This window comes from Geobacter sulfurreducens PCA (assembly GCF_000007985.2).
In the GTDB taxonomy this organism is placed as follows: Bacteria; Desulfobacterota; Desulfuromonadia; order Geobacterales; family Geobacteraceae; genus Geobacter; species Geobacter sulfurreducens.
The window spans coordinates 116,664-131,616 of the sequence record NC_002939.5 but is presented as its reverse complement, the minus strand read 5'-3'; the positions used below and the strand labels follow the sequence as shown (position 1 = coordinate 131,616).

15 protein-coding genes are annotated in these 14,953 nt (G+C 59.1%); 1 reads left to right on the top strand and 14 read right to left on the bottom strand.

Annotation, left to right across the window (positions count from 1 at the left end; translation table 11 throughout):
* Positions 1-61: 61 nt before the first annotated feature.
* The 11 genes from GS_RS00605 to GS_RS00555 form a co-directional block, all read right to left on the bottom strand.
* On the bottom strand, positions 62-1,015 hold the full coding sequence (locus GS_RS00605) for a transglycosylase domain-containing protein (protein WP_193360258.1): 954 nt from the start codon (positions 1,013-1,015) through the stop codon (positions 62-64).
* 2 nt (positions 1,016-1,017) lie between these two features.
* Positions 1,018-2,037 carry a 4-hydroxythreonine-4-phosphate dehydrogenase PdxA gene (gene pdxA, locus GS_RS00600; RefSeq protein ID WP_010940791.1) on the bottom strand — a complete coding sequence of 340 codons (1,020 nt, stop codon included), beginning with the start codon at positions 2,035-2,037 and terminating at the stop codon, positions 1,018-1,020.
* A gap of 86 nt (positions 2,038-2,123) precedes the next feature.
* Entirely contained in the window at positions 2,124-2,540 is a 417-nt protein-coding gene (locus GS_RS00595) for a F0F1 ATP synthase subunit epsilon (RefSeq protein ID WP_010940790.1), read from the bottom strand.
* Between the two features lie 60 nt (positions 2,541-2,600).
* Positions 2,601-4,013 carry a F0F1 ATP synthase subunit beta gene (gene atpD / locus GS_RS00590; protein ID WP_010940789.1) on the bottom strand — a complete coding sequence of 471 codons (1,413 nt, stop codon included), beginning with the start codon at positions 4,011-4,013 and terminating at the stop codon, positions 2,601-2,603.
* Between the two features lie 57 nt (positions 4,014-4,070).
* Positions 4,071-4,934 carry an ATP synthase F1 subunit gamma gene (atpG, locus tag GS_RS00585; protein WP_010940788.1) on the bottom strand — a complete coding sequence of 288 codons (864 nt, stop codon included), beginning with the start codon at positions 4,932-4,934 and terminating at the stop codon, positions 4,071-4,073.
* A gap of 21 nt (positions 4,935-4,955) precedes the next feature.
* Positions 4,956-6,467 (bottom strand): F0F1 ATP synthase subunit alpha, encoded by a 1,512-nt coding sequence (gene atpA, locus GS_RS00580; RefSeq protein WP_010940787.1) that lies wholly within the window; start codon positions 6,465-6,467, stop codon positions 4,956-4,958.
* Between the two features lie 8 nt (positions 6,468-6,475).
* Positions 6,476-7,018, bottom strand: coding sequence for an ATP synthase F1 subunit delta (atpH, locus tag GS_RS00575; RefSeq protein WP_010940786.1), 543 nt, complete (start codon positions 7,016-7,018; stop codon positions 6,476-6,478).
* Positions 7,015-7,635, bottom strand: coding sequence for an ATP synthase F0 subunit B (locus GS_RS00570; RefSeq protein WP_010940785.1), 621 nt, complete (start codon positions 7,633-7,635; stop codon positions 7,015-7,017). The genes atpH and GS_RS00570 overlap by 4 nt, the downstream gene beginning before the upstream one ends.
* 2 nt (positions 7,636-7,637) lie before the next feature.
* On the bottom strand, positions 7,638-8,063 hold the full coding sequence (locus tag GS_RS00565; protein ID WP_010940784.1) for an ATP synthase F0 subunit B: 426 nt from the start codon (positions 8,061-8,063) through the stop codon (positions 7,638-7,640).
* Positions 8,064-8,241: 178 nt separating this feature from the next.
* Entirely contained in the window at positions 8,242-9,081 is an 840-nt protein-coding gene (locus GS_RS00560) for a ParB/RepB/Spo0J family partition protein (protein ID WP_010940783.1), read from the bottom strand.
* The gene (locus tag GS_RS00555) at positions 9,074-9,847 is read right to left on the bottom strand and encodes a ParA family protein (RefSeq protein ID WP_010940782.1); all 774 of its coding nucleotides are present in this window, start codon (positions 9,845-9,847) and stop codon (positions 9,074-9,076) included. Before GS_RS00555 ends, GS_RS00560 begins: the two co-directional genes overlap by 8 nt.
* A 187-nt stretch (positions 9,848-10,034) precedes the next feature.
* Between GS_RS00555 and GS_RS00550 the strand changes: the two genes are divergently transcribed.
* Positions 10,035-10,316 (top strand): cytochrome c3 family protein, encoded by a 282-nt coding sequence (locus tag GS_RS00550; protein WP_010940781.1) that lies wholly within the window; start codon positions 10,035-10,037, stop codon positions 10,314-10,316.
* Between the two features lie 60 nt (positions 10,317-10,376).
* Here GS_RS00550 and GS_RS00545 read toward each other — a convergent pair whose 3' ends face one another.
* The 3 genes from GS_RS00545 to selB form a co-directional block, all read right to left on the bottom strand.
* Positions 10,377-10,766 (bottom strand): response regulator, encoded by a 390-nt coding sequence (locus tag GS_RS00545; protein WP_010940780.1) that lies wholly within the window; start codon positions 10,764-10,766, stop codon positions 10,377-10,379.
* Positions 10,767-10,783: 17 nt separating this feature from the next.
* Positions 10,784-12,895 (bottom strand): ATP-binding protein, encoded by a 2,112-nt coding sequence (locus GS_RS00540; RefSeq protein WP_010940779.1) that lies wholly within the window; start codon positions 12,893-12,895, stop codon positions 10,784-10,786.
* 147 nt (positions 12,896-13,042) lie between these two features.
* Positions 13,043-14,953 (bottom strand): selenocysteine-specific translation elongation factor, encoded by a 1,911-nt coding sequence (gene selB, locus GS_RS00535; RefSeq protein ID WP_010940778.1) that lies wholly within the window; start codon positions 14,951-14,953, stop codon positions 13,043-13,045.

Sequence of the window (14,953 nt, the reverse complement as noted above, 5' to 3'; positions counted from 1 at the left end):
CTTTTTTTCTTCTCTCCGATTGCCGCACCAACGGACAGCAGTCCGAGCACGTCCGGCTACCTCAGCGAGCAGGCGGCGGGCTCTGCTGTTCGCCACCATCTCCTGCGGCCGGTTCGCCGTTCGCAGCTGGTTGTGACGACGCCGCCGGCACCTCTTCGGGCGCCTGCTCGTCGGGCGCTGTCGTTGACTGGGGCTCAAGCGGCACGGTTGCGCCCGTCCTGTTCTCGAAGGTCGTTTCCTCCTTCTCAATGCTCGCATCCACCTTCCGCTGGAGTCCGGCAATGTTCGGCGTCTGGGCAAGGGCCTGCCGGTATTCGTCGTCCGACAGCACTCCCTTGCCGCGCAGCAGGCGCAGGATCATGTCCGAGCGTTTCAGGACCTTGCCAAGGTTCTTGTACGGGTTGTAGGCCACCCGCGGCCCCGGCAGCATGGCGGCCAGGAAGGCACACTCGCGTGGAGTAAGCGCAGAAGCAGGTTTGCCGAAGTAGTATCGCGCACCGTGGCCTATGCCGTAGACCATGGGACCTAACTCCACGACGTTCAGGTAAAGCTCGATTATCCTCCCCTTGGTCAGTTCCTCTTCCATCCTTTTGGCAAGGACAATTTCCTTGATCTTTCGCGAGATGGTTTTCTCACGGGAGAGGAACAGGTTCTTGGCGACCTGCTGCGTGATGGTCGATGCACCGCGGGCAAAGCTCTTTTTTTCGAGATCGTACTTGATGGCGTTCTTGATCGCCTTGACGTCGATTCCTTCGTGCTTGTAGAAATTGGCGTCCTCAGCCAGGATAACCGCCCACTTCATCTCCGGGGGGATGCTGCCTGACGGTGTCCAGTATCGGTTCTTGGGCCCTACCGTGAAGGGATGGTACTCTCCGTGCCAATCCTTGACCTGAATGGTCATGGTGGTGCGACGGTTCTTCAGTTCTGCAACCGACGGGAGAAACATGAGCGATATGGCGATATAGATCCCATACGCAACCACGGCACCTATGGCCAGATACAGCAGTTTCTTCATCCTCACGGCGCTCCGCTCTCCTCTCGCCTGCTCCCGGCCATTGCCGCGGCCATCATGATGGCGGCCTTCATACTCTCGGCAGAAGCCTTCCCTGTGCCCGCCAGGTCGTAGGCGGTACCGTGGTCCACTGAGGTCCGAATAATGGGGAGTCCCAGGGTAACGTTCACACCATCGTCAAAATGGAGGAGCTTCAGGGGAATGAGCCCCTGGTCGTGGTACATGCAGACAACCGCATCATAGGCTCCGTGCACGGCAAAGTGAAAGAGGGTATCTGCGGATAGAGGGCCTGTCGCGTCAATACCTTCCTGCCGTGCCGCCTGGACAGCTGGAGCAATGATCCGAGACTCTTCGTCCCCGAACATACCGCCCTCGCCGCAGTGGGGGTTGAGGGCAAGCACCGCGATGCGGGGATTGCGTGTAAAGTAGCGGTGCACGTCCCGGTGCGTGATACGAATGGTTTCAAGGACTTGTTCGAATGTCACCAGTGCGGGGACCCGCACCAGGGCCTCATGAATGGTTACCAGCGCTACCCGCAGCCGTGCCCCTGCCAGCATCATGACGACGCGATCTGCTCCGGTAAGCTCGGCAAGAAGCTCCGTGTGGCCGGGATACCGGTGTCCCGCCCGGTTGAGAGCCCCTTTGTTGATCGGTGCCGTTGCCATACCGTCAGCCTCACCCTTGAGACAGAGGTCTGCTGCATGACAGATGGAGCGAAAGACTGCATCACCGCTGGCGATCGTCGGTTGACCATAGCAAAGGTCTTCGGCGGAGAGGGACGTAACCTTGCGCAGCGTAATGACTCCGTCGGCAGGTTCCTCAAAGGGAACGCTCTCTGACGTCTCTATTCTGAAACCGGTTCCGGTCAGAGCAATTCCCCGGCTCATGGCGAACTCGTCGCCGACCACAAGGTGTCGACAGCACTCTCTCACCGCCGGATCGGCCAGGGCTTTCGCTATGATCTCGGGGCCGACGCCGGTCGGATCACCCATCGTGATAACAATGCGAGGTTTTTTCATCTGCATGGCGGAATCATAGCAGGTTTCAAGCGCATCCCGGTGAAAAAAAAAGAGCGGCAGAGCCGCTCTTTTCAGCATGTTGTCGATGGTGGTTATTTTCTCGCAGCTTTTCCGGCAACCTGCATCCGGATAAGGGCACGCTCCAGTGCCGCTTCCATAACGCGGTAATCCTTGTCTTCGGGAGAAAGCTTCTTGAGTGCAGCTTCAGCGCGCCCCAGGGCAGCCTTGGCGCGCTCGAGGTCTATCTCGTCGGCACGCTCGGCGGTCTCAACCAGTACCGTAACCTTGTCGTCCTCAACCTCGAAATACCCCCAGTTGAGTGCAAGATGGACGATTTGCCCACTTTTCTTATAGGTAAGCTCCCCAATCTTCAGTGAGGTAAGAAAGGGGGCATGCCCCGGCAGAACGCTGAATTCACCCAGCGCACCTGTTGCCGTGATCTCATCGACTTCTTCCGACAGGATCTTCTTATAAGGGGTAACCAGATCGACTTTCAGTTTTTCAGCCATCTATCGTAGTCCTTTATGCGGGGGATACCATCCTCCCCCGCGACGAGGTCATATAAATCCTTAGGCAGCGAGCTTCTTGGCCTTTTCGAGGGCCTCTTCAATGGTTCCGACCATGTAGAAGGCCTGCTCGGGGACATCGTCATGCTTGCCGGCGACGATCTCCTGGAAGCCCTTGATGGTGTCCTTCAGCTCAACGTACTTGCCGGGGCTGCCGGTGAAGGCTTCGGCAACGTGGAACGGCTGGGAGAGGAAACGCTGGATCTTCCGGGCCCGGGCAACGACCAGCTTGTCCTCCTCGGAGAGTTCGTCCATACCGAGAATAGCGATGATGTCCTGGAGATCCTTGTACTTCTGGAGCACGTACTGGACCTGCCGGGCAATGGAGTAGTGCTCCTCGCCGATTACCTGGGGATCGAGAATCCGCGACGTGGAGTCCAGCGGGTCAACGGCCGGGTAGATACCGAGCTCGGCAATCTGACGGGAAAGAACGGTCGTTGCGTCCAGGTGGGCGAAGGCGGTTGCCGGAGCCGGGTCGGTAAGGTCGTCGGCCGGAACGTAGATCGCCTGAACCGAGGTAATGGAGCCCTTGGTGGTGGAGGTGATTCGCTCCTGAAGCTCTCCCATCTCTGTGGCCAGTGTGGGCTGGTAACCAACGGCGGAGGGAATCCGGCCGAGGAGCGCGGAAACTTCGGAACCCGCCTGGGTGAAGCGGAAGATATTGTCAACGAAGAGAAGCACGTTCTGACCTTCTTCGTCACGGAAGTACTCGGCGATGGAAAGGGCGGAGAGGGCAACCCGGGCACGTGCTCCCGGCGGCTCGTTCATCTGGCCGTAGACGAGGGCGGCCTTGTCGAGAACCCCGGACTCCTTCATCTCCATCCAGAGATCGTTTCCTTCGCGGGTCCGCTCACCGACGCCGGCAAACACGGAGAAGCCACCGTGCTGCTTGGCGATGTTGTTGATGAGCTCCATGATGAGAACGGTCTTGCCGACGCCGGCGCCGCCGAAGAGGCCAATCTTGCCGCCCCGAGCGTAGGGAGCGAGAAGGTCGACGACCTTGATCCCGGTGGTGAAGGCTTCAACCTTGGTGGACTGGTCCACGAAGGCGGGAGCTTCGCGGTGGATTCCGTACTCTTTCTCGGCGTTGACCGGACCCATCTCGTCCACCGGCTCGCCGATGACGTTGAGGATTCGACCCAGGGTCTTGCGGCCCACCGGCACGGAAATCTGCTTACCGGTATCGAGCACTGCCTGGCCCCGGACAAGACCGTCGGTGGAATCCATGGCGATGGTCCGGACCGCGTTTTCACCCAGGTGCTGGGCCACTTCGAGCACCAAGTTGTATTCCTTATCGTCAATGGCCGGGTTGGTCACCCGGAGGGCGTTGTAGATGGGAGGCAGTTTGCCCGGCTCAAACTCGACGTCAATAACCGCGCCGATGACCTGCGAAATTTTACCGAAGTTCTGACTCATGGTGCCTCTTCCTCCTGCGGCCCGTGCCGGGCCTCTATTTTATAATCGTGAGATTGCTTAGCCCTTGATCGACTCGGCACCGGAGATAATCTCCATGAGCTCGGTCGTGATGGCGGCCTGACGTGCCCTGTTGTACTGGAGCGTCAGCTTGCCGATCATCTCGGTCGCGTTTTTGGACGCGCTGTCCATGGCGGTCATACGGGCGCCGTGCTCGGACGCAACCGACTCGAGCAGTGCCTTGAACACCTGCACTTCGATGTGCTTGGGAAGAAGTTCCGCCAGGAGTTCACCCTTCGAAGGCTCGTAGATGTACTCGGGAGCATACTCCTCTGTAGAGGCGGCCTCGGGTGCGATCGGCAAAAGCTTCTCCAAGGTGATATCCTGGGACATGACGCTCTTGAATGCGTTGAAGAGTATGTAAACCTCATCGTATTCTTCGGCGATGTACCCTTCTATCATTTCCTGGGCCAGCAGAGCAGCTGCCGGGTAGCTGAGATTCGCCAGAACGTTTCCATAGTTTTTATGGATTTTCTGACGGTTCTTCAGGAACTCGTACCCTTTGCGGCCGACGGTCGTGACGGAAATTTCGGCGAACTCGGCCTTTTTTTCCTTGATGAAGCGTTCCGCCGCTTTGCAGATATTGGCGTTAAAGCCACCGCACAGGCCCCGGTCAGAGGTGACCACGATCAAGAGAGCCTTCTGGCTGAGACGCTGCTGCATCAGCGGACTCCCGCTCTCGTCCTGGCTCTTTGCCAGTCGCTGGAGCACTTCCCCCAGCTTCTTCGCATAGGGACGGGCGGCAACCACGTTTTCCTGAGCGCGGCGCAGTTTGGCGGCCGAGACCATTTTCATGGCCTTGGTTATCTGTCTGGTATTTTTGACCGAGACAATACGCTTTTTTATGCTTTTAAGGCTTGCCATATGGTGAGGACCGTCCTTAGATTACGCAGTAAATTCCTTCTTCAGCTCTTCCAGAGCGGCGATCATCTTTGCCTTCAGATCGTCGTCAATGGCCTTCTTGTCACGCAGTTCGGCGAGGATATCGGCCTTTCTGCTGTCGAAGAAGGAGTAGAGCTCACTTTCATAGCGACGCAGGGAGGAGACGGGATACTCGTCAACAAAGCCGTTGTTGGCGGCGAAGATGACGAGAACCTGCTTCTCGTTCGGGATCGGCCGATACTGGGGCTGCTTGAGGATCTCGACCAGACGCTCGCCACGGGCAAGCTGCATCTGGGTCGCCTTGTCCAGGTCGGAACCGAACTGGGCGAACGCAGCCATCTCGCGATACTGGGCGAGGTTCAGACGGAGCGTACCGGCAACCTGCTTCATGGCTTTTACCTGGGCAGAGCCACCGACCCGGGAAACCGAGAGACCGACGTTGATGGCCGGACGCACACCTGAGTAGAACAGGTCGCTCTCCAGATAAATCTGGCCGTCGGTAATAGAAATAACGTTGGTCGGAATGTAGGCGGAAACGTCACCGGCCTGGGTCTCGATGATCGGGAGCGCCGTAAGCGATCCGGCTCCGCAGTCGTCGGAGAGCTTGGCGGCACGCTCGAGGAGACGGCTGTGCAGGTAGAAGACGTCACCCGGATAGGCTTCACGTCCCGGCGGACGACGGAGGAGCAGGGAGAGCTGACGGTAGGCAACGGCCTGCTTGGACAGGTCATCGTAAATGATGAGAGCATGCTTGCCGTTGTCCCGGAAGTACTCGCCCATGGTGACGCCGGTATAGGGAGCGATGAACTGGAGCGGTGCCGGCTCGGAAGCGGAAGCGGATACGACGATGGTGTAATCCATCGCGCCGTATTCCTGCAGCTTGCTCACCACCTGGGCAACAGTGGAACGCTTTTGGCCGATGGCGACGTAAATGCAGATCAGGTCGCCGCCCTTCTGATTGATGATGGTGTCGATGGCAACAGCGGTCTTACCGGTCTGGCGGTCGCCGATGATGAGCTCCCGCTGACCGCGGCCGATCGGCACCATGGAGTCGATGGCCTTGAGGCCGGTCTGCATCGGCTGATGGACCGACTTCCGCTTGACGATACCGGGGGCCTTGACTTCGACCTTGCCGAAGGTGGTGGTATTGATCGGCCCCTTACCGTCGATGGGCTGGCCGATGGCGTTGACCACGCGACCGATGAGGGCTTCGCCTACCGGAACCTCCACGATCCTGCCGGTCCGCTTGACGGTGGTCCCTTCCTTGATGTTCTCGTTGTCTTCACCGAGGATCGCCGCACCGACGTTGTCCTCTTCGAGGTTGAGAACCATGCCGGAGACCCCGCCGGGGAACTCCAGGAGCTCGCCGGCCATGGCCTTGTCCAGGCCGTGGATACGGGCGATACCGTCACCGACGGAGATGATGGTGCCGGTCTCGGCAACCTCTACCTCCTTGCCGTACTCCTTGATCTGCTTACGGATAATTTCGCTGATTTCTTCGGCTCTGATTTCCATGGAACCTCTCACCCCTTCTGTAATATATCCTGAATCCTGTTCAACTGGGTCCGTACGCTGCCGTCAAATACCTTGTCGCCAATCTTGGTGACCACTCCGCCGATGAGAGCGGAGTCCACTTGAGCCGAAAGCTCTACCCGCTTGCCGGTCGCTTTGGCAAGGGCACTCTTCATCCCCTCAACCTGGGCATCGTCCAAAGGAAATGCCGACGTGAGGACCGGGCGGACAATGCCGGAGAGTTCATCGGCAAATACTGCGTAGCTGTGCGCGATCTGGGGAGTGAAGCCGATTCGCCCCCTATCGAGGAGTACCTGCAGAAAATTGGAGACGGTGCCGGAGAGATTAAGCTTCGCAAGGACATCCCTGAGAATTTCCCTCTTGGCTTCAATGCGGTACGCGGGGCTCTTGAGAACGGAAGCCAGGTCGGCATTCCCGTCGAGAAGGGCCGTGAACTGCCCCAACTCGACACCGAACCGGTCGACCGCTCCCTCCTCGGCCCCGAGCTGCACCAGCGCCTTGGCGTAGCGACGTGCAATAGCGTTCGAGATCAATGTAAGTTCTCCACCTTGGTAAGATATTCGCTAACCAGCCGATCCTGGTCATCTTTCTTGATAGCCTCGCGCAGAGCCTGCTCGGCCATCTGTACCGCGAGGCGCGCCGCTTCGTCACGAAGTTCGGCCCGGGCCTTGAGAACTTCCTGAGTAGCGGTCGCCGTAGCCTGTTCACGTATCTTTTCGGCAGTGATTCTGGCCTCAGCGATAATGCGCTCTTTCTCCAGCTCACCTTCCTTGCGGATGGCGGCATAAATTCCGTCGATTTCCTGATTGGCTTTTTCAAGTTTCTCGCTGTACTCGGCGAATTTCTTCTCGGCAGCGGTCCGCGCCTCTTCGGCCTCACGCAGGGCCTTTTCCACATTGGCTGAGCGATCAGCCAGGGCCCCTTTGGCATTGGCCTTCTTGAGCGCCCAGACAATCACGCCGGCCAAAGCGATGAAGTCGATGACCCGCCACATGAAATCCTTCATCTGCTTGCCGGTATCCACGTGGTGGGCGCCTTCCCCGCCACCCGAGGCATGGCAGAGTACAACAGTGCCGGCCACCAGAAGGCAGATCGCGGCAGTCGACACAAAAGGCTTCAGGAGCCCGTTTTTCTTAAACGCGTAGGCCATTGTTACAGACTCCTCCCGAGCACTTTCTGGCAGATTTCAAGGGACAGGGAACGGGATTGCTCCTTCAGGAACTCCTTGGCATCGACGGTTTCCTTGGCCACCCGGCTCTTGATGGACGCAAGGGAATCGGCAGCTTCCTTCCGGGCCTTCTCAAGAATCGCCGACTCCTCCTGCTGGGCCTCCTTACGCAGCACCTCGCGCTCAGCACCGGCCTTGGCCTTCACATCGCGCAGGCGCGCCTCATAGAGGGCCATCTTCTCCTGCACCTCTTTGTCGACTACCGCAGCGCGTTCCCTGGATCCGTCGATCTGCGCTTTCCGGTCCGCGATAACCTTCCTGATCGGCTTGAACAGAAAAACGTTCAGGATGATCATGAGAACCAAGAAGTTGATTACCTGAATAACAAAGGCAAGATCGAGACTTATCACTCTACACCCCGTTCGTGATCCGACTGAATTTTGTATACAGTATACAAATCGGCTGTATTAAAAAAAAATACTCTGGCGTGGCCGTAAACAGACGTTAGCTACCACAGGCTATCCTGCATGTCAAGGGATTTATGCCGGTTGCCTCGCCTTTGCGGGCTGCCCCGTGCCCCGCAAAAGACTACGCGATAAGCATATCGACAATCCTCGACAGCTCTTCCTGGTTGCCGAATGCTATCTCGATTTTTCCGCCCCGGCCACCGCGCCGGATGACCACGCGGGTCATGAGCCGCCGCTGGAGTTGTTCCACGAGGTCCGCGGAATGGACATCGGCAGTTTTTGCCTTCGCGCCGGTCCTGGCTCCGGCCTTGAGTCGCTTGACCAGGCCCTCAGCCTCCCGGACCGTGAGATTCCCCTTGATGATAGCGTCTCGCGCCTCTTTGATCTGGGCGTCGGAATCAAGCGCAAGAACCGCCCGGGCGTGCCCCATGGCAAGGCGCTCCTCGACGATATCTCTCTTCAGTTCGACCGGGAGCTTCAGTAACCGCAACGAGTTGGCTATGGTGGAGCGGTCCTTGCCGACCCGCTTCGCCAGCTCCTCCTGGGTGAGGCCGAAATTCTCCATGAGCGCATGGTAGGCCTCGGCCTCCTCCACGGCATTCAGGTCCTCGCGCTGGATGTTTTCGATGAGGGCCATCTCCAGGGCCGTATCTTCGGAAACATCCTGGATCACCACCGGGACTTCGCGCAGGCCCGCCTTCTGGGCGGCACGCCAGCGCCGCTCACCGGCGATGAGTTCGTAGTGATCCCCTTTTTTCCGGACCACCAGGGGTTGGATAATACCTTTTTCACGGATCGAGGCGGCCAGCTCTTCCAGCTTTTCCGGGACAAAAGTCTTGCGGGGCTGATTTTTATGGGGGCGGATATCTTCGATGGGGCACGAGAAGTAGCGCTTCCCTTCCTCTTCCACGACGGGAAGAAGGGCCGCCATCCCCTTGCCGAGGCCGGTTTTTTTAACCACGACGGACCTCCCTTGTCATGAGTTCCCGGGCCAGTTCCATGTAGCTCACCGCCCCCCGGGACGTGATGTCATAGAGGATGACGGGGCGACCATGGCTGGGCGCCTCGGAGAGGCGGACATTGCGAGGAATGACCGTCTGGAAGGCAATGTCCGCAAAATGACCTCGTATTTCCTCGCTCACCTGACGGGACAGGTTGTTTCGGCCATCGTACATGGTCAGAACGATCCCTTCGATGGCAAGGCCGGGGTTGAGCCCCTTCTGCACGAGCTTTATGGTCTTGATAATCTGCGAGAGCCCCTCCATGGCGTAGTATTCGCACTGGAGAGGGATCAGGACCGAATCGGCGGCGGTCATGGCATTCACGGTGAGCAGCCCCAGGGATGGGGGGCAATCAATGATGATATAGTCATAACGCTGCGAGAGACGGGCGAGCGCCGCCTTGAGCCTGCGCTCCCTCTCGGGCATGGAGACCAGCTCGAGTTCAGCACCGGCCAGGTCGGTGGTCGAGGGGAGCAGATCCAGGTGGGCAAGGTCGGTTCCGACGATGAGTCCCGACGGGTCCACATCATTGATGATGGCGTCGTAGACCGATTCCTCCAGCCCAGCCTTGTCAACACCGACACCGCTGCCGGCATTCCCCTGGGGATCCATGTCGACCAGCAGCGTTTGCTTCTCGGCTGCAGCAAGGGATGCTGCCAGATTAACGGCCGTGGTGGTCTTGCCGACCCCCCCTTTTTGATTGGCGATACAGATTATTTTGGCCATGGCTCAATCGCTTCGTCGTTGGCAGTCCTGGAAACTCGTGATAGTTACCATACTCGACACCGTTTGTGAAGGTATTTTTCCTGCGTTCTTTCAAGCTGTTGAACGGGAGGGGGTTTCTCTTTGACTTACGTCAAACCTTCGGGGAGCCACTCAGGGTATGGTATGGCTAAAACTCCCGAGGTTACGTATGAACATGCATCTCGTTCTGGCAATGGCGATGGTTTGGTTCCTGGCAGGAGATATTTCTCTGGCCGGGGCCTTCGAATGCAACGTCTGTCACAGTAAAAACCCGGCCATGGTAAAAATGCACGAGGCCGTGCGGGGACGGGGCTGCTTCGGTTGCCACAAAGTCGGCGAACGCCTCATGGGAAAGGGGCAGCCTAAGGACAAGGCGTCGCTGATGGAGCGCCGCGTGAAAGATGCCGCCTGCCTTGAATGTCACAAGGTGAAACCGCAGGCTGGAGAATAGCCCGCCTGCACCCGGCCACTGCGAGCTGCGAGCAGGCGGAGGGCCGTGACGCAGAGCCGGTCAGAATGACAGGCCCGCCGTCGCGAGAAGCGCCATGATCTTCTCACCATCAATGGGCTTCGTCAGATAAGCCAGAACGCCCAGTTCGCGGCATTTTACCACATCGGTTTCCTCCTGGGACGAGCTGATGACGATGACCGGAGTATGCCGGGTACGCTCTTCGCTGCGAATGGTGCGCAAGACCTCAAGGCCGTTCATCTTCGGCAGCTTGAGGTCGAGAAGCACGAGCCAGGGGTCCAGGGGGGGGGCCGCCTCGAAGAGCTGGCCGACCGCCTGTTCTCCGTCACGGGCCACGACAACGTCCTGCAGCCCATGACGCCGCAACGCCCGTAGCGCAAGGAACTCGTCGTCGGGATTGTCCTCCACAAGTAGTATCGTCTTGGTGTCCACCACCCCACCTCTATCGATTAATCGGGAAAAACGAAGAAAAATACGGCACCTTTTCCACTCTCTCCTTCGGCCCAGATGCGCCCGCCGTGACGCTGAATGATCCTCTGCACAGTTGCCAGTCCAATCCCGGCGCCGTCGAACTCGGCAGGGCCATGAAGCCGCTGGAATGGCTGGAACAGAGTGCCGGCATACCTCATGTCGAAACCGACGCCGTTGTCACGCACAAAGCAGGTCTTCATACCGTGGAGCATGGTCGAGCCGAAGGCTATCTCTGCGTCCTCGCGGCGGCTGGTGAATTTCCATGCATTACCCATCAAGTGCCGCATGACCGTTTCCAGGAGCTGCGGGTCACCTCGCACGATTACGCCGGGCTCAAGGGAAAAACTCACCCGTCTTAACGGCTGCAACTGGTGCAGTTCTTCAGCGACCCGCTCCGCCACCCCACTCAAATCCACGGTTACGTTAGAAAGTTCGCACCGAGCGAGCCGACTGAGGTCCAGCAAGGAGTCAATGGCCCTGCGCAGGTCCATACTGATGCGGCAAATTCGCTCCGCATAGTGACGGGCCTGGTTGTCGAGACCTGCGAAACAGTCTTCGAGCAGTCCCCGGCCAAGGCCCTCAAGCCTCGCCAGATGGGAGCGAAGATCATGGGATACGGCGTAGCAGAATCCTTCGAGCTCCCTGTTAGAGCATTCGAGCTGCTGGGTCCGGTGCCTGATTCGCTCCTCGAGGCTACGGTTCAGGGACAGAATTTCCTCCTGGGCCTTCTTCACCTCGGAGATGTTTTCATGGACCACGGCGACCCGGCCACGGCTGCCGTTCTCAAGCCTCGTGACACGGACCTGGAACCACCGTTGCTCATCGGGGGAGTGGCATGGATAATCCACATGGAACTCATTGATGCGGCCGGCTATCAACTCTCGAATACCCCGCGCCACAGCGGAAGCGGTGACGGCATCGTCACCCTTCACGTTATCGCACAATCCGAGATAATTGTACCCAATGAAGTGATTGGGGTGAAGCCCCCCGTTTTCATCGGCGAATTTTCGCCAAGCCCGGTTGACGGTGACGATGTCCCCCTCGCCGTTCAAAATGGCAACTGGAGCTGTCAGAGAATCAATCGTGGCGTGGAAAAAGCGCTCAGACCTGCGGCGCTCCTCAATCTCTTCCAGCAGACGCGTGTTCGCATCCAGCAATTCAGCGGTTCGAGACCTGATCCGATCTTCCATCTCTGCCACAAGGTGCTGGAGTTCATCTTCGGCGAGTTTGCGGCCGGTGAGGTCGGAAAGGATGATAGTCGTTCCGCAAAATTTTTCACTGACGTCGAGCATCCGCTGCACGGTAACCAGAAAATACCGGCACCCGGCAGCTGTGTCGATGCTCTCCTCGAAACGCGCCTCCCGCGCCTTCCCCTTCAGAAAACGCTTCAGCCGGCTCCAGCGGGGGACGGCCACCTCCAGCCCTGGGCTTCCACTCTCACGATAGTAATGCGTGCCGGGCGGCGTCGGACCGGCGAATAACTCGACTGCAGCATGGTTCATGAGTACTGGCCGGCCGTCGGCACCCAGAAGCATAACAGGAGAAGGGATGCTTTCAAACAGTGTGAGGAGCCTGTTCTTCTCGTTGGTGATGGACCGGTTGGCCTCCTCCAGTTCGGCAAGCCGCTGGGGATCGGAAACCGATGACCATTCAGTGGTGAACCCAATTTCAACACGGTCAAAAAAACGGTCGATGAAGAGCCGGCCGGATTCAAGGGTTTTCTCATCCACCCCACTGCCGCGCACCAGATCCTGGTAGCTGCGGCGGTAGTATTTCATGAGGCCGAGGAACATACCGAGCGTCACACCGCGCATGCGGTGACGTCGGGCTTCCTCAATGCCGAACAGCGTAACGGGGTCTGCAACGGAATCGTAATCCGGCGACAACTCGGGAATCGGCTCTTTTGCCCGGAGAGCATGGATGAGCGACGCGGAAAGGCCAGCGATGGAAATCCGCCAGGCTTCTTCAAGCGTGGACGTATAGCGCGTGTAGCCGCAGCTTTTGGCGTAGCCGAGCGCGCGAGCCGCAAGCCATCCTTCGTGTTCGGTGACAATTCGTTCGAGGGGTTGAAGCGTCAGTGCATTGTCCATGTCTGCACCCAGCCACACAAATGAATACACCCATGGTACGGGCCAATAAAATTCCCTCTGAGCTGCCGAAAGCTATTAAGCATTATTCAGAGAAATAATACCCTATGCCATCACCTATGCAATTCAGGGATTTCCCTATACGACGCATCATCCCCGCCTGAGAACCCGTTTGTCGCCCACACGAATCGTTATTTTTTCCTGGTCGAAAAATTCGAGCAGCGGGATCATGAACTTACGCGACAGCCCCGTGAGCTCCCGGAACTCCGGCGGCATTATTTCTCCCTTCTCACGGAGGTATGCCATGAGTTTCTCTCGGATGTCAGCCACAGGCTCTGGTGCATAGAAAATGTCGCTCTTCACCTTGACCGCCCGCTCCTCGCGGGCCAGAATGTTGAGGTGCTCCAGCAGCATTTTTTCAGCGCAGCGCAGGGAGTCGCACATCTCCTTGATGGTGGGCGGCTCATACCCGCCGCGCTGGAGCGCTTTCTCGAGGCGGACCTGAAGATCCGCCTGGTCCACAGTTATCGTTCCCTTGCGGCCCGGCAGCTTCACCAGATCACGATCCACAACGATCTTGCCCTCTTTCTCGAGGGAAGTGAGAAGGGGCGTGAAGAACCGTGGATCGCTGCGCCGCGGCAGGCGGGTCTTGAGTTCTTCCTTGCCGAGACCTTCCCTGAGTGGGTTGTCCCGGAGATACCCCTCGACCTCAGACAACAGACCCCCTTTGAGCGAGACAAAGGAGGCGCGGGAGAGGAATATGCGCGGTTCGCGCACCATCTGGACCACTTCGCCGGATGACAGAAGCGTTGCCATGGTAGCCTCGGCGCGCCGGGCGCTGAGACCGCCGCGCACGACAATGTCCTCGAAGCAGATGCCGGTGAGCAGGCTGCCCGACACGAGAAGCCGCACCGTATCGGACTCGGAACGCTCACCGAGCGCCTCCAGGAGCGCAAGAGCTTCGTCGGAACGGCGGCGGCGGCGCGGGGGCATGGGGTCGAGCACTTTTCCCCCGCCAAGGGTTGCTTGGGGAGAGTAGGAGCGGAGCACGAAGGGGTCTCCCGGCAGCAGGAGGACGGGGTGCCTGAGGCGCAGCTGGACGAACGTCGAATCTCCGGGGGCGAGCACGTCACGGTCCAGCAGAATCACTTGGGCAGGCACCTCATAGGTGGCGGAGTGCAGCCGGAGCGTCGAGCGGTGCCGCAACTCCCGAGGTGCCGACGGCAGATAGTCGAGCCGGGCATCCACGGCGCGAGTGGTCCGGTAGACGCCACGCGGAACCACGATATCTCCCCGTCCTACCTCCGTATGCTCCACCCCCTGAAGGTTGACCGCCACCCGCTGCCCAGCGCTGGCGGCATCCCCCCGGCGGCCGTGGGTCTGGACCCCCCGAACCCGGGCGGACAGCCCCGACGGCAGAAGCTCTACCTCGTCTCCCACGCTGATGGCGCCCGACAGCAGGGTGCCGGTGACCACCGTGCCAAAGCCCGTAACCGTGAAGACTCGATCAACCGGAAGGCGAAAGGGACCCTCTGTCTTCTTTTCGTCCACCTGGCCTGCCAGTCGCGCCAGCTCCGCCTTGACGGCCTCGATGCCGGCACCGGTCCGGGAAGAGACCGGCACGATGGGCGCCTCCTCAAGAAAGCTCCCTGCCAGATAGTCCCGGACCTCCTCCACTACCAGCTCCAGCCAGTCAGGATCGACCATATCGCTCTTGGTAAGGGCAACAAGCCCCTTTTTGACCCCCAAGAGCTGACAGATCTCCAGGTGCTCCCGGGTCTGGGGCATGACACCTTCGTCTGCGGCAATGACGAGCATCACCAGGTCCATGCCGCCGACCCCCGCCACCATGGTCCTGACGAAACGCTCATGCCCCGGCACGTCCACGATGCCGAACTGAAGCCCTCCCGGCAGCTCAAGGTGGGCGAATCCCAGCTCGATGGTAATGCCGCGCGCCTTTTCCTCGGGGAGGCGATCGGTGTCGATGCCGGTAAGGGCCCGTACCAGTGACGTCTTGCCGTGGTCGATGTGCCCGGCAGTGCCGAGAATCAAATGCTTCAT

What these genes read in the sequence shown, in the direction of transcription:
- GS_RS00605 (WP_193360258.1), bottom strand. Translation starts at nt 1,015, where the DNA reads ATGAAGAAACTGCTGTATCTGGCCATAGGTGCCGTGGTTGCGTATGGG.
- pdxA (WP_010940791.1), bottom strand. Translation starts at nt 2,037, where the DNA reads ATGCAGATGAAAAAACCTCGCATTGTTATCACGATGGGTGATCCGACC.
- GS_RS00595 (WP_010940790.1), bottom strand. Translation starts at nt 2,540, where the DNA reads ATGGCTGAAAAACTGAAAGTCGATCTGGTTACCCCTTATAAGAAGATC.
- atpD (WP_010940789.1), bottom strand. Translation starts at nt 4,013, where the DNA reads ATGAGTCAGAACTTCGGTAAAATTTCGCAGGTCATCGGCGCGGTTATT.
- atpG (WP_010940788.1), bottom strand. Translation starts at nt 4,934, where the DNA reads ATGGCAAGCCTTAAAAGCATAAAAAAGCGTATTGTCTCGGTCAAAAAT.
- atpA (WP_010940787.1), bottom strand. Translation starts at nt 6,467, where the DNA reads ATGGAAATCAGAGCCGAAGAAATCAGCGAAATTATCCGTAAGCAGATC.
- GS_RS00570 (WP_010940785.1), bottom strand. Translation starts at nt 7,635, where the DNA reads ATGGCCTACGCGTTTAAGAAAAACGGGCTCCTGAAGCCTTTTGTGTCG.
- GS_RS00555 (WP_010940782.1), bottom strand. Translation starts at nt 9,847, where the DNA reads ATGGCCAAAATAATCTGTATCGCCAATCAAAAAGGGGGGGTCGGCAAG.
- GS_RS00550 (WP_010940781.1), top strand. Translation starts at nt 10,035, where the DNA reads ATGAACATGCATCTCGTTCTGGCAATGGCGATGGTTTGGTTCCTGGCA.
- GS_RS00540 (WP_010940779.1), bottom strand. Translation starts at nt 12,895, where the DNA reads ATGGACAATGCACTGACGCTTCAACCCCTCGAACGAATTGTCACCGAA.
- selB (WP_010940778.1), bottom strand. Translation starts at nt 14,953, where the DNA reads ATGAAGCATTTGATTCTCGGCACTGCCGGGCACATCGACCACGGCAAG.